The organism is Trichlorobacter sp. (genome assembly GCF_030247655.1).
Taxonomy (GTDB): domain Bacteria; phylum Desulfobacterota; class Desulfuromonadia; order Geobacterales; family Pseudopelobacteraceae; genus Trichlorobacter.
Window position 1 is genome coordinate 1 of the sequence record NZ_JAOTRZ010000073.1, and the last position, 12997, is coordinate 12997.

12 protein-coding genes and 1 pseudogene are annotated in these 12997 nt (G+C 50.6%); 2 read left to right on the forward strand and 11 right to left on the reverse strand.

The genetic code is table 11. The features are described from left to right. Positions 1-189 precede the first annotated feature (189 nt). Both eno and OEL57_RS08365 read left to right on the forward strand, forming a co-directional pair. Positions 190-1485, forward strand: coding sequence for a phosphopyruvate hydratase (gene eno / locus OEL57_RS08360; RefSeq protein WP_300739556.1), 1296 nt, complete (start codon positions 190-192; stop codon positions 1483-1485). Between the two features lie 129 nt (positions 1486-1614). Beyond that, positions 1615-3102, forward strand: a pseudogene (locus tag OEL57_RS08365) (glucose-6-phosphate isomerase); the annotation flags it as partial. A 95-nt stretch (positions 3103-3197) separates the two neighbouring features. Here the strand turns inward: OEL57_RS08365 and OEL57_RS08370 are convergent. The 11 genes from OEL57_RS08370 to OEL57_RS08420 all read right to left on the reverse strand — a co-directional run. Next, the gene (locus tag OEL57_RS08370) at positions 3198-4037 is read right to left on the reverse strand and encodes an HDOD domain-containing protein (protein ID WP_300739557.1); all 840 of its coding nucleotides are present in this window, start codon (positions 4035-4037) and stop codon (positions 3198-3200) included. A gap of 86 nt (positions 4038-4123) precedes the next feature. Then, positions 4124-4756, reverse strand: coding sequence for a class I SAM-dependent methyltransferase (locus tag OEL57_RS08375; protein WP_300739558.1), 633 nt, complete (start codon positions 4754-4756; stop codon positions 4124-4126). A gap of 14 nt (positions 4757-4770) precedes the next feature. After that, positions 4771-5259, reverse strand: coding sequence for a hypothetical protein (locus OEL57_RS08380; protein WP_300739560.1), 489 nt, complete (start codon positions 5257-5259; stop codon positions 4771-4773). 12 nt (positions 5260-5271) lie between these two features. Continuing rightward, positions 5272-6129, reverse strand: a complete 858-nt coding sequence (gene opp4C, locus OEL57_RS08385; protein WP_300739562.1) for an oligopeptide ABC transporter permease — start codon at positions 6127-6129, stop codon at positions 5272-5274. Then, entirely contained in the window at positions 6126-7100 is a 975-nt protein-coding gene (locus OEL57_RS08390) for an ABC transporter permease (RefSeq protein WP_300739564.1), read from the reverse strand. Before OEL57_RS08390 ends, opp4C begins: the two co-directional genes overlap by 4 nt. After that, complete coding sequence (locus OEL57_RS08395) at positions 7101-7691, reverse strand: XTP/dITP diphosphatase (RefSeq protein ID WP_300739566.1); 591 nt, start codon at positions 7689-7691, stop codon at positions 7101-7103. After that, entirely contained in the window at positions 7688-8404 is a 717-nt protein-coding gene (rph, locus tag OEL57_RS08400) for a ribonuclease PH (protein ID WP_300739568.1), read from the reverse strand. Before rph ends, OEL57_RS08395 begins: the two co-directional genes overlap by 4 nt. A 412-nt stretch (positions 8405-8816) precedes the next feature. After that, positions 8817-9377 (reverse strand): ComEA family DNA-binding protein, encoded by a 561-nt coding sequence (locus OEL57_RS08405; protein WP_300739570.1) that lies wholly within the window; start codon positions 9375-9377, stop codon positions 8817-8819. 1 nt (position 9378) lies between these two features. Further along, entirely contained in the window at positions 9379-10953 is a 1575-nt protein-coding gene (gene cimA / locus OEL57_RS08410; protein ID WP_300739572.1) for a citramalate synthase, read from the reverse strand. A 97-nt stretch (positions 10954-11050) separates the two neighbouring features. Further along, complete coding sequence (locus OEL57_RS08415; protein WP_300739574.1) at positions 11051-12244, reverse strand: HD-GYP domain-containing protein; 1194 nt, start codon at positions 12242-12244, stop codon at positions 11051-11053. Then, positions 12237-12997, reverse strand: a 761-nt coding sequence (locus tag OEL57_RS08420) for a HEAT repeat domain-containing protein (RefSeq protein ID WP_300739575.1), incomplete at its 5' end; no start/stop codon positions are given. The genes OEL57_RS08420 and OEL57_RS08415, both read right to left, overlap by 8 nt.

Below are 12997 nucleotides of genomic sequence, written 5' to 3' on the forward strand. Positions count from 1 at the left end.
GCTAAATACCGCTGAAAACGATCAAAGGGCCAGCCTAATGCTGCTCTCTGGTGAAAACTTCACTACAGGCTGACATTGGCAACCAACTTTCAAGACTTTTGCAAGAGGCTCTACTGTTTGTCCCTTTTCTTTTCCGCACCCAGTTGCTATAAAAGTAAAGTTTTGATCCAATTCCATGAGGAGGCAGTGATGAGCGAAATTGTTGATATCTATGCACGGGAGATTCTGGATTCCCGCGGTAATCCAACCCTTGAGTGTGAGGTGTTTCTTGAGTCCGGTGCCTTTGGCCGTGCTGCAGTACCATCCGGTGCATCAACCGGTGAGCGTGAAGCGCTGGAACTGCGTGATGGCGACAAAAGCCGTTATCTGGGCAAAGGTGTGCTGCAGGCGGTTGATAACGTCAACAACAGGATTGCAGATGAACTGATCGGCATGGAAGCCAGTGATCAGGTTGGCATCGACCAGCGGATGCTGGAAATGGATGGAACCGAGTTCAAGAGCAACCTGGGCGCCAACGCCATTCTGGGTGTCTCGCTGGCCGTTGCCAAGGCTGCTGCTGAAGAGGCAGGCATGCCGCTCTACAAATATATTGGCGGAGCCAATGCCCGCGAACTGCCGTTGCCGATGATGAACATCATCAATGGTGGTGCCCATGCTGACAACAACGTGGACATTCAGGAATTCATGATCATGCCAGCTGGTGCCGGCTGCTTTGCTGAGGCACTGCGGATGGGTGCTGAGATCTTCCATGCCTTGAAGGGTGTGCTGAAGGCCAAAGGCTACAACACTGCCGTTGGTGATGAAGGCGGCTTTGCCCCCAACCTGAAGTCCAATGAAGAGGCTTTGGAAGTTATCATGGAGGCGATCGTCAAGGCAGGTTACAAGCCGGGCGAAGATGTACTGCTGGCACTGGATGTGGCCTCATCAGAACTGTTTGACAAAGAAAAAGGGATCTACACCCTGGAAAATGAGACCCAGAAGGAGAAGACCCCGGCCCAGATGGTAGACTTCTACGAAAATCTGGTCAACAAGTATCCAATCATCTCCATTGAAGATGGCATGGCTGAAAACGACTGGGATGGCTGGAAGCTGATGACCGACCGTCTTGGCAAAAAGATCCAGATCGTTGGCGATGACCTGTTCGTAACCAACCCGGCTATCCTCAAAGAAGGGATCCAGAAAGGGATTGCCAACTCAATCCTGATCAAGCTGAACCAGATCGGTACCCTGACTGAAACCCTTGAGGCGATTGAAATGGCCAAGCGGGCTGGCTACACCACCGTTATCTCTCACCGTTCCGGCGAGACCGAAGACACCACACTGGCTGACTTGGCTGTGGCGGTCAATGCCGGTCAGATCAAAACCGGCTCACTCTGCCGTACTGACCGGGTTGCCAAGTACAACCAACTGCTGCGGATTGAAGATGAACTAGATACGACTGCAGAGTTCAAAGGTCACGATGTATTTTATAATGTAAAAAAGTAGCCTTAACGCACTAGCTGACAGTATCTGAAGGGCGGGTTTATACCCGCCCTTTGCTTTTTGGGGCTGCTGATCTGGATTTTCAACGAACCTGTGGTATAAAAGAGCATCCCCTGCAAGGAGCATATTCCCATGACCTGGAACCGCTTTCAGCAACACCTCTGCCACTGCCCCGAGATCGGCCTCTGGCTGGACATCAGCCGGATGAATTTTGATGATGATTTTCTTGCCCGGATGGAACCGGCCATGCAGCAGGCGTTTGATGCCATGCTTGCCCTGGAACAGGGTAGCATTGCCAACCCTGATGAGGGGCGTATGGTGGGGCACTACTGGCTGCGCACCCCTGCCCTTGCTCCCACACCGGAGATCCAGCAGCAGATCGAATCCACCGTTGACCGGATTGAGTCTTTTAGCGCTGACATCCATTCCGGCAAGATCTGCGCTCCAGGCAACAAGACCTTTACCAAACTATTGATCATCGGGATTGGCGGCTCAGCCCTGGGCCCCCAGTTTGTGGCTGATGCCCTGGGAAACAGCTCTGACAGGATGACACCGTTTTTTCTGGATAATACCGACCCTGATGGCATGGATCGGGTCTGCAGTCAGATAGGTGGCCTCTCTGACTGTCTGGTGGTTGTGATCTCCAAAAGTGGCTCCACCAAAGAGACCCGCAACGGCATGCTGGAGGCGCAGGCGGCCTGGAAACATGCCGGGCTTGATTTTAGCAAGCAGGCCATAGCCATTACCGGTGATGGCAGCGAGCTTGATAAACTGGCTGTGGCAGAAGGCTGGATCACCCGTTTTCCCATGTGGGACTGGGTCGGGGGCCGCACGTCAGTAACCTCTGCTGTAGGACTGTTACCTGCTGCCCTGCAGGGAGTTAATATCAGAGAGCTTTTGCGTGGTGCTCAGACCTGTGACCAGATTACCCGCAGCAGGATTACCACCTTTAATCCAGCCAGCCTGATGGCCCTGATGTGGCACCATGCCACTGGCGGAAGTGGTGACAAGGATATGGTCATGCTGCCGTACAAAGACCGCCTGCTACTCTTCTCCCGCTATCTGCAGCAACTGATCATGGAATCCATCGGAAAACAGTTGGATCTGGACGGCAACGTAGTGGGCCAAGGGCTGACCGTGTACGGCAACAAAGGATCCACTGACCAGCATGCCTATGTGCAGCAGTTGCGTGAAGGGGTGCACAACTTCTTTGTGACCTTTATCGAGGTGTTGCAGGATCGCCAGGGCAGCTCAATGCAGGTTGAGCAAGGGGTTACCAGCGGCGATTTTCTGTTTGGTTTTCTGTATGGCACCAGACAGGCCCTGTCTGAAAAGGGACGTGAGTCAATGACCATCACGGTGGAAAAGATTGATGCAGCCACCATCGGTGCCTTAATCGCCCTGTTTGAGCGAACCGTGGGATTGTACGCATCATTGGTCAATATCAATGCCTATCATCAGCCCGGAGTTGAGGCAGGTAAAAAGGCAGCAGGAACGGTGATTGATCTGCAGAAGAAGGTACAGGCATTTGTACAAGGTCATCCTGATATGCCAACGCCTGAAAAAGTCGCTGAAGCGATTGGAGCAACGGAACAGATGGAAACCGTATATGCTATCTTGCGACGAATACAGTACCACTGAGAAACAACCAACAACGCCCCTGCAAAGGCTATCTGCAGGGGCGTTGTTAGTTTATATTCAGTTATAATCAGCCATTAAAACTCTGAATCGCGTGTCTCAAGCAACAGAGATTCAAGCTCAGCAATCTGCAGTTCACCAATATCAAGCACCTCAGCCTCAAGAGTCAACTGCAGGGCCAGATCTGGCTCTTTCTTCAAACCAAGGCCAACCTTGTGACAGGTCAGGTTTACAAACCGGACAATGGCCAGCATCTTGTTGACCGGGTCCCATTCTTCAAGGTGGTGATCCCTGATCACATCACAGTACATGGACGGGAAGTTCCAGTGCTGCATCAGACGATAGCCCTGCTCCACATGCATCGCCTCAAAGATCTCCATGATCAGATCATCATCAAACATGGAACTGATCACACCAGCCTTAACCAGCCTCTCAATCGCCTTTACCAGATACAGTTTACCCACGTCATGAAGCAGGGCTGCCAGATAAATTTCATCAGCAATGCCACGCATACCGCAGTTGTGTGCCAGCCAGCGTGCCCCCAACGCAGAACCATGGCTGTGCAGCCAGAGCTCTTTCATGTAGGCATTCAGGGCCGGATTATCTGAAACATGTGTCGATGCCTGCGAAGCGGCAATAGCAATATTGATTACCTGCTGTGCTCCAAGTCTGATTACCGCTTCCTTGATGGTGGCCACCTTGGTGCGCCCCATGTACATGGGCGAGTTGGCCATCTTTAACATCTGACTTGCCAATGACTGATCTTCATTGGCAATCTGTGCCACCTCATCAACGGTAAAGTCATAATCTGACAACATGCGCTGCAGCTTCAATGCAACCGGATGAAAGATCGGCAATTCAATTGGCTGTGAGGCCAGCAATTTTCTAACGGTTTCGGGCAATGCTACCTGGGACATGCATCCCTCCTGGGGGAACCATCCAGCAAATGTATAATTATGTTATTTTTAGGGTAAATTTATTAAGATGTCAATCAATCGCAGGCTTACCCCAGCCTTCCAATGGTCAGGTTCACCGGATACTCCTGAAAAAGACCGTCCCGCTCTTTCTTAACGGTCACAACCAAGACCGTTCTGACCTCAACAAACCCTGCCTGACGGAAATACCCCTCCATCTGCTCTATGGCAAACCCATTATGAGGAATACCGGTTGCATCATCATGGAAGCTGCCATCCTCCAGCTCCAGATCAGCAATACAGAGCTGTGCACCTGGATTCAGACATTCCTTGAAACGGGCCATAAGCGGAGCCGGTGCAGGCACATGATGCATGGTCATGCTGCTGACCAGCAGGTCAATCCCATGGGGCAGATGCCATGCTGAATCCAGATCAATAAAACAGGTCTGCAGATTGGTAATACCAGCTTCTTTGGCCTTGATTTCAAGCTGTTCCAGCATTCCTCGGGAACTGTCAACGGCAATTGCTTCCTTGACCAACGGCAGTAGCCCCAGTGTCACTAATCCAGTGCCGGCGCCATAATCAAGCATCCGCATGCCCGGTTGCGGATCAGCTTCCGCGACAATGGCCTCCACCACAGCCTTGGCCAAAGCCACTCGACGGGGTAGATTATCCCACTGGCTGGCACGACTATCAAAATCAGGACGAATATGCTTGGTCATGTAAGCCAACTCCTTTAGTTTTCAAGCTGACAGGCACGATCCCAGGCCTCATATCCTTCACCGGCCAAGGCGAGAAATGATGCGACCCGCTGCTGGTAATATTCCAGATCAGCTGTTTCCTGCTGCACCTGATCAAGCTGTTCCGGGCTGATCAGTTGCAACGCATGCATAAAACGATACAGGGCAGCAATTGCCTCAAGATGTCGTGCAAGTACTGCCATTTCCGGTTCCAGAGTACGGGTAATGTACCAGTTTCCGGCAAAATAATGCACCTGACCTGCTTGCGGACGCAGAGCATTACGCTGAAGGAAATCAATCACATAGTCACGCAGATAGTAATCTGCACTATAGGCAAGTTCAGAGGCGTGCTCAGGCGTCAGATCAGATTGCTGCAACCAGATGTAAAACTGCTGAAGCAGTCTCTGGCACTGCTCATCAGCCTTCAGTTCCTCTTCCATGGTTTCAAAATCAAAATCTTCATGATCAAAAACAATCTCAGTCATACAACTCCCGTATTATTTCATGGTTCGCGGATCAAGGGCATCACGGATCCCCTCACCCAACAGGTTATAGGCCAGCACAGTAACCAGAATGGCCTTTCCGGGAAACAGGGAAAGCCACCAGGCAAATTCAATATAATCCTTGCCAGACGTCAGAATATTGCCCCAACTTGGGGTTGGGGGCTGTACACCGATTCCTAGAAACGACAGGGCAGATTCAGTCAGTATCGCGCCGGCAACCCCCAGCGTAGCTGCCACCAGCACCGGTGAAAGGGCATTGGGCAGAATATGACGCAGTATGATCCGTAGATCAGAACAGCCGATGCAACGGGCGGCCATGATGTAGTCCATTTCTCGGATGGCCAACACCTCGGCCCGAACCAGACGAGCCACCCCCATCCAGCCGGTCAGGCCGATCACTGCCATAATAATCCAGATCGAAGGGTTCAAAAACGCAATGACAGCAAGAATCAGAAAAAAGGAGGGAAAGCAGAGCATGATATCAACACAACGCATTAACAGGCTATCTACCCAGCCTCCATAATAGCCTGCCGCCAGCCCCACCAGAGTACCAAGGAAGACCGCTATTCCCACTGCCACAAAACCGACTTTTAGAGAAATTCTTGCTCCGAACAGTACCCGTGTCAGCACGTCCCGGCCTAACTCGTCAGTACCGAACCAGTGTTTCCATGAAGGCGATTGCAATACATCCCAGGCATTAATCGCAGATGGATCGTATGGGGTAAGAAAAGGAGCCATCAGTGAGACAGCAAACAGCAGTAGTACCACTATCAAACCGGCCATGGCCATCCGATTACGCTTGAGTCGTGGCCAGAAAACTGAAGCTATGAATGAAGTTTTAAATGTGGTCATTGTTGTCTGATTCGCGGGTCTGCAAGGGCATAGCTGATATCAGCTATCAGGTTCCCCAGCAGGGTCAGAAACGCGCCTATAACCAGAATCCCCATTACCACCGGATAATCTCGTGACATAACCCCTTGATAAAAAAGTTGCCCCATGCCAGGAATAGCAAAGATGGTTTCAAATATTACGCTGCCGCCAATCAAACCCGGAATGGAAAAACCCAATAGGGTTATCAGTGGTAACAGGGCATTGCGCAAGGCATGCTTCCAGATCACGACCCGTTCTGACAGTCCCTTGGCCCGGGCTGTGGTGATGTAGTCCTGACCGATTACCTGCAGCATGGCTGAACGCATGTAACGGGAAACACCGGCAAATGAACCGAATGAAGCAACACAGACAGGAAGTATCAAATGTTTCGTAAGATCCCAGAGTCGTCCAAGCCAACTGTACGACTCATAACCAAGCGTATGCAGTCCTGAGATCGGCAACCAGTTAAGCTTGACGCCAAAAAAGTACATCAACAGCAGTGCCAGCCAGAAAGTAGGCACTGCAAACCCCAGAAACACGATAACGGTAATACCTTTATCAAGTACCGTATCTCTTTTTACAGCAGCCAGCACCCCGATCGGAATCGCAAGACCAAACTCAATAATCAGAGCTACCAGATTAAGGGGAAGGGTGATCGGCAGACGCTCTTTGATCTTGTCCAGTACCGGACGGTTATCACTGGAAAAGGAACGCCCAAGATCAAGTCTGGCCAGCTTGCCCAGCCAGGTGAAATACTGTTCATGGAGCGGTTTATCCAGTCCGTAAAACTTGGTCAGACGCTCTCTGGCCTCTTTGCCCACCTTGGGATTCATGGCCATCTGCATATCCACCGGCTCACCCGGTGCCAGATGAATCACGGTGAACGTGATCAGGGTAATCCCCAGCATCAGCGGCACCAGCATGGCTATCCGTTTCAGCAGGTAGGTGGTCATCTACGCTCCACCAAGAAAAGCTTTAAAGGCCTGCAGGGCCTGACCGCGGTGACTGATCCGGTTTTTTTCATCAAGCGGCAACTCTGCCATAGTCTGTTGATAACCATTTACCAGAAAGAGTGGATCATAGCCAAAACCATGCTCTCCCCTCGGTCGATTAATAATCATCCCACCTACCCTGCCCTCAAACAGCTGCTCAACACCATCCGGGCTGACAAAGGCCATACTGCAGACAAAGGCGGCACTACGCTCAATTTCAGACAAACCAGCCACTTCATGCAGCAGTTTACTGTTGTTGGCGCCATCATCCGCATCAGGCCCTGCAAAGCGGGCAGAGAACACACCAGGACGTCCATCAAGCCCATCCACCACCAATCCCGAATCATCAGCCAGCACTGGCAGGCCAGCGGCTTTGCAGGCCTCTCGAGCCTTTTTCAAGGCGTTGTCACTAAAGGTTGTGCCATCCTCAACCGTCTCCGGTAGATCCGGCAGATCCGCCGCACAGAGGATCTCTTCCACCAAACCATCCAGCAGCGCCCTGATTTCCTTGATCTTGCCCCGGTTCCGGGTGGCAACCAGCAACTGCTTCATCGGGCCAGGGCCTCCTGCTGATGGGTAAACAGCTGGTTGATACCTGCCATGGCCAGATCACGCATGGCATCCATCTGCTCCAGGGTGAACGGCTCTGCCTCTGCAGTGCCCTGAACCTCAACAAAACGCCCGGATGAGGTCATGACAAAATTCATGTCCACTTCAGCGCTGGAATCCTCCTGATAATCAAGATCGAGTAGAGCCTGACCATCTACAATCCCCACGCTAACTGCAGCCACAGCTTCTTTGAGCGGATTTTCAGCAATCTTACCCTGGACCAGCAGAGACGAAATTGCATCAACCAAGGCCACATAAGCGCCGGTAATAGAGGCAGTACGGGTGCCACCGTCTGCCTGGATCACATCACAATCCAGATAGATGGTGCGCTCACCCAGCTTGACCATGTCAGTGACAGCACGGAGAGAACGACCGATCAGACGCTGAATTTCAAGGGTTCTGCCACTTTGCTTACCTTTGGCAGCCTCACGGGAAGAACGGGTGTGGGTAGCACGGGGCAGCATGGAGTATTCAGCCGTGACCCAGCCGGTGCCTTTACCACGTAGAAATGGCGGAACAGACTCCTCTATCGAGGCAGTGCAAATGACTCTGGTGTCTCCAAACTCAACCAAAACAGCACCTTCCGGATGCTTAATAAAGTGACGTGTTATAGTAATCGGGCGTAACTGCTGCATACTCCGTCCTGCTCGTACCATTATGATGCTCCTTGGTTGTCTAAAGTGTAGAAAATGTACGGATTACGGCTCCAGCTGTCAAACAAAAAGGGGAATCCATAGCTGGATTCCCCTGTGATCAATCTTGAAAATCTGTTTATCGGTCAGCCAAGAAAGCTGCTACTGCTCCGAGCCCTGTTCTGAAGTATGGTTGAATCAACGACGTCTCCGCAGCAACTGCACTTCCAGGCATCAAAGGAACGAACAAAATCATAATATTTCTCTGCAAACATACGGCCCTGGCAACGCGGACATCTCATGGCATACCCTCCTTCAATGAAAAGGTGACAGTTCAAGTGCGGTCAAGTGAGAGCTATCTATTCACCTTGCGTGCCAACAGGAGTATATACGTCTTTTTAACTTCTATATCAGAATAACTTATTATACATTTCAATCACTTAAAATAACGCGAAAGTTGTTTAAGCTTTTTATTACCTATTCCTTCCACCTGCAACAACTCGTTCGCACTTTTAAAATAGCCATTTTTTTGACGTATTTCTATAATCCGACGGGCCAGAGATGGTCCTATTCCAGGAAGCAGATCAAGGTCAGCTTCAGTTACCTGGTTTAAATCAAGCGGCAGCCCAAGAGTCAGGAGCTGACTGGATTTCATGGTGCCATACTGTATTATAGCCCTGTTATCAGGGCCTTTACAAAGAAGGTGAAGCGTCTTTCCTGTCTGTACGGGGGCTGATAACAGGTCAGACCGGATTGCAAGCTCTCCAAGACACAAAGGATCTGCCACTAATATGACGCTATTCGTCAAATTAGTGTCGCAAACCATATAAACACCTGGATGGGCAACATCTCCAGAAATTTGCACGGCCACAGGAGAGGTCGAAGATACAGAAAGAGCCGTCAGTCCCACTGGTTTAGCAGGTTGACGGCCCTTTATCATTACAACGAGTGTTACTGCCAAAGCAACAGTAACCAAAATAATCCGCTGATAGAGCAAGCTACTGGACCGACTCCCCATGATGCAGCTTAAAATCTATACCATCGATCAAAGCCTGATAGGAGGCATCAATAATATTATCAGACACACCAACCGTGCCCCAACGACTGGTTTTGTCACCCAGCTCAATCAGAACCCGGATAGCTGAAGCGGTGCCTTGGCCTGCAGGCAATACCCGCACCTTATAATCATGCAGCTTCACCTCTTTTAACTTGGGGTAAAACTTTTCCAGAGCCTTACGCAACGCATTATCCAGGGCATTAACCGGACCATGGCCTTCAGCTGCCGTATGCTCGATCTTGCCCCCCACCTTAATCATGACGGTTGCTTCAGAGGTTGGTTTCTGATCATCAGTGCGTTTTTCATCAATAACCCTGAACCCCATCACCTGGAAAAATTTCTTGTGGGTGCCCAATGCCTTTTTCATCATTAGCTCAAAAGATGCCTCTGCACCTTCAAACTGGAAGCCACGGTTTTCCATCTCTTTGATCTCTTCAAGGATTTCCTGGGTAACCGGATCTTTACTATCGAGATTGATATGAAACTCTTCGGCCTTTGCCAGGATATTGGACTTGCCGGACAGATCAGAAACAAGTACGCGAGTAGAGTTACCAACCAGTTCAGGTCGAATATGTTCATAGGTTTCAGGATGACGCTGGATCGCGCTGACATGCACCCCACCCTTATGGGCAAAGGCAGACTTGCCAACATAGGCCAGGTGTTTGTCAGGAGAGAGGTTGGCCAGTTCAAAGATATAATTTGAAACTTCACGTAGATGGCGCAGTTGGTCATCACTGATACAGTCTTTTTTCAGCTTCAGCTTGATAGCAGGAATGATGGAACAGAGGTTGGCATTACCACAGCGCTCGCCAAATCCGTTGATGGTACCCTGAACCTGGACAATCCCCTGATCAACCGCTACGATTGAGTTGGCCACCGCACACTCACCATCATTGTGGGTATGAATCCCCAGCGGTATAGTGATCTGTTTTTTAAGCTTGCCAATAATTTCAGCCACCTCATACGGCATGGTGCCACCATTGGTATCACAGAGAATGATACAGTCCACCTTGGCATCCTGGGCTGCCAGCAGGGTCTTGATGGCATACTCGGGGTTAGCCTTGTAACCATCAAAGAAATGCTCGGCATCATAGAACACCTCTCCCACGTTCTGTTTCAAGAACACCAGTGAGTCATTGATCAACTCCAGATTTTCTTCCAGCGAAATGCGCAGGGCTTCACGTACATGAAAATCCCAGGTCTTGCCAAAGATTGTGATAACATCCGGCTCAGCTGCAATCAGGGTTTTGATGTTATGATCATTATCCGGTGTGGTTTTGGCACGGCGGGTCGAACCAAAGGCAGCTATTTTTGCCTGCTGCAACTTTTCTTTCTTAATATCCCTAAAGAACGCCACATCTTTGGGATTACTGCCTGGCCAGCCACCTTCAATATAATGGATTCCCAACTCATCCAGTTTATGGGCAATCTTGATTTTATCCTCAACAAGAAACGAAATATCCTCAGCCTGCGTTCCATCACGCAGCGTTGTATCATACAGTTTAACCAAGCTCATTACTTTACATCCCCTTTCATGAAAATCTTACTTTATAACATTGTTAGATCAAACTCAGTACCCCATAGCCCATGCAGTGTCAAGCCTCTTGTACGCTCTAAATTCTCTTGATCTGCTTAAGAAGCAACAGCATGTTTTTGACTAGTAATGGATTAAATTCTGTTCCGGCCCCCTGCAGCAACGCACTTGCTATTACTTCAGATGAACGAGGCTCCTGATACGCTCTGCGAGTACGCATGGCATCAAAACAATCTGCAATAGCCGTCATCTGGCTGGCAACATTCTGTTGCCAACCAACAGGCACCACTGGATAGCCTGACTGGTCGTAGCGCATATGATGTTCAAAGGCAACAATAGCTGCCAGGCGCGGCACTCCGGCCGCCTCCATCAAACACCTGGCTCCGAGCACCGGATGACGCTTCATCTCTTCAAACTCTTCAAAATTCAACTTTTCAGGTTTGGTCAGAATTCCCTCAGAAACAAACATTTTACCGACATCATGCAGCATAGCAGCAATACCGATATCGTTTAGCATCTGTCCGCTGATCCCGAGAGACCTGGCCTGCGCCAACACCAGGATGCACACATTGGCAGCATGGGTAAAGGTATACTCATCCTGCTCCCGCAGGGCAGCCAGTATCAGCAGCGATTCCCCTTCACGCTGAAAAGCCTCAACCAGATCAGCAACCATTGATGCCACGCCACTCGGCTTCAGACGTTCCTTACGCTTAATTGCCTCATATACTTCACTTAACCGTTCCAGCTCAATAGCAGAGATTTCATCTAGACGTGCAGCACGCGTTTTTCCATCGCCACCAGTGCCCAGACCGTCATTTCTGCCTCCAGCAAGACCGGCACCACCAGCGCCTCCACCGGCTTCATCTCCCTGCCCTGCCATTTCCACCCTGCCCATTCGAATATGCTCGCTTGATCCAGATTCAGACTGGTCAGATTGGCGAGCAAGCAGAGCAATCAGCTGATCAACCTCATTTCTTGATGCACCTGACAGAAAACGAAGATGCCCAATTTTCTGTTCGTGCATAATCTGCACAAAACGGTCAAGCACCAGAGAAAACGGCTGCGGTTCACCATCAATTACCAGCTCACCATCAACCTCAAGCAGGGCGATATCAGGACGCACCGACAAGGCACGGGTCAGGCTGGTATGGGCGGCACCGGCAAGGCGATTTACCTGGGGATGATTGAGCGCATAGAGAGCCGCACCTGCCACTGCCGACAGCAAGTGCCGGATAAACTCATGAACTTCATACAGTGCATTGACATTATTCATGCAGCTTGCTCCGTACCGTTCGCAGCACCTCTGCCGCCTGCCTGGACAGTTCGTCAGATCCTCCGGAAAGCCGTTCCAAAAGTGGCAGGACCGTTTTGGGCGGATAGCGTTCAAGAGAGCGAACAATATCTATCTTCAGTCTGTTAAGCGCCTTAAATGCTAACAGACTTCGACTTGCCAGCACCTTTACCAGTTCCGGCAGGATTTCAGGCCTGCCAATCTCTCCTAATGCCTGTACTGCAGCAGCCTTCAATTCACATTCAACCGCCGTATATCCCCCCTCAGTCACCAGCGCCAACAGCTTACGAACCATATCTGGCGAACTGTTACGATCAGCCAGGCTGATGGCAATTAACTGAGTTTCCCGGTCAGACGACTCAAGGTCACGTAATACCTGACGCAGAGCAACCGGATCTCCGGCCAACACTAATGTCTTGAGCGCCTCGACACGAACCCTGGGGTTGCTGTGTCGTAGTAAAGGTCGCAGCTGCTCGCTCTCCTGGGTCGGTCCAAGAGAACGCAGCATAATGATTACATTGCGCAGAACATACCAGCGATTGTCGGTTAATCGGGCAATCAGAGAGGGACGGCAAGCCTCGCCAAAGGACTGCACACGATCCATCATGAACCGTCGCAGCGACATGTTATCTTCTTCAGCCATCCTGTCCAGCAACGGTTCAATAAAAGCCCGGCCCAGGACCTGGATCAATAACGTTACCTGATCATATTTGGGCTTACCCCATATGGTGAGAC

Coding starts and splice junctions, on each gene's coding strand:
- OEL57_RS08380 (WP_300739560.1), bottom strand. CDS start 5,259: ATGACTGAGATTGTTTTTGATCATGAAGATTTTGATTTTGAAACCATG.
- OEL57_RS08415 (WP_300739574.1), bottom strand. CDS start 12,244: ATGAATAATGTCAATGCACTGTATGAAGTTCATGAGTTTATCCGGCAC.
- OEL57_RS08395 (WP_300739566.1), bottom strand. CDS start 7,691: ATGAAGCAGTTGCTGGTTGCCACCCGGAACCGGGGCAAGATCAAGGAA.
- OEL57_RS08390 (WP_300739564.1), bottom strand. CDS start 7,100: ATGACCACCTACCTGCTGAAACGGATAGCCATGCTGGTGCCGCTGATG.
- OEL57_RS08370 (WP_300739557.1), bottom strand. CDS start 4,037: ATGTCCCAGGTAGCATTGCCCGAAACCGTTAGAAAATTGCTGGCCTCA.
- cimA (WP_300739572.1), bottom strand. CDS start 10,953: ATGAGCTTGGTTAAACTGTATGATACAACGCTGCGTGATGGAACGCAG.
- opp4C (WP_300739562.1), bottom strand. CDS start 6,129: ATGACCACATTTAAAACTTCATTCATAGCTTCAGTTTTCTGGCCACGA.
- rph (WP_300739568.1), bottom strand. CDS start 8,404: ATGGTACGAGCAGGACGGAGTATGCAGCAGTTACGCCCGATTACTATA.
- eno (WP_300739556.1), top strand. CDS start 190: ATGAGCGAAATTGTTGATATCTATGCACGGGAGATTCTGGATTCCCGC.
- OEL57_RS08375 (WP_300739558.1), bottom strand. CDS start 4,756: ATGACCAAGCATATTCGTCCTGATTTTGATAGTCGTGCCAGCCAGTGG.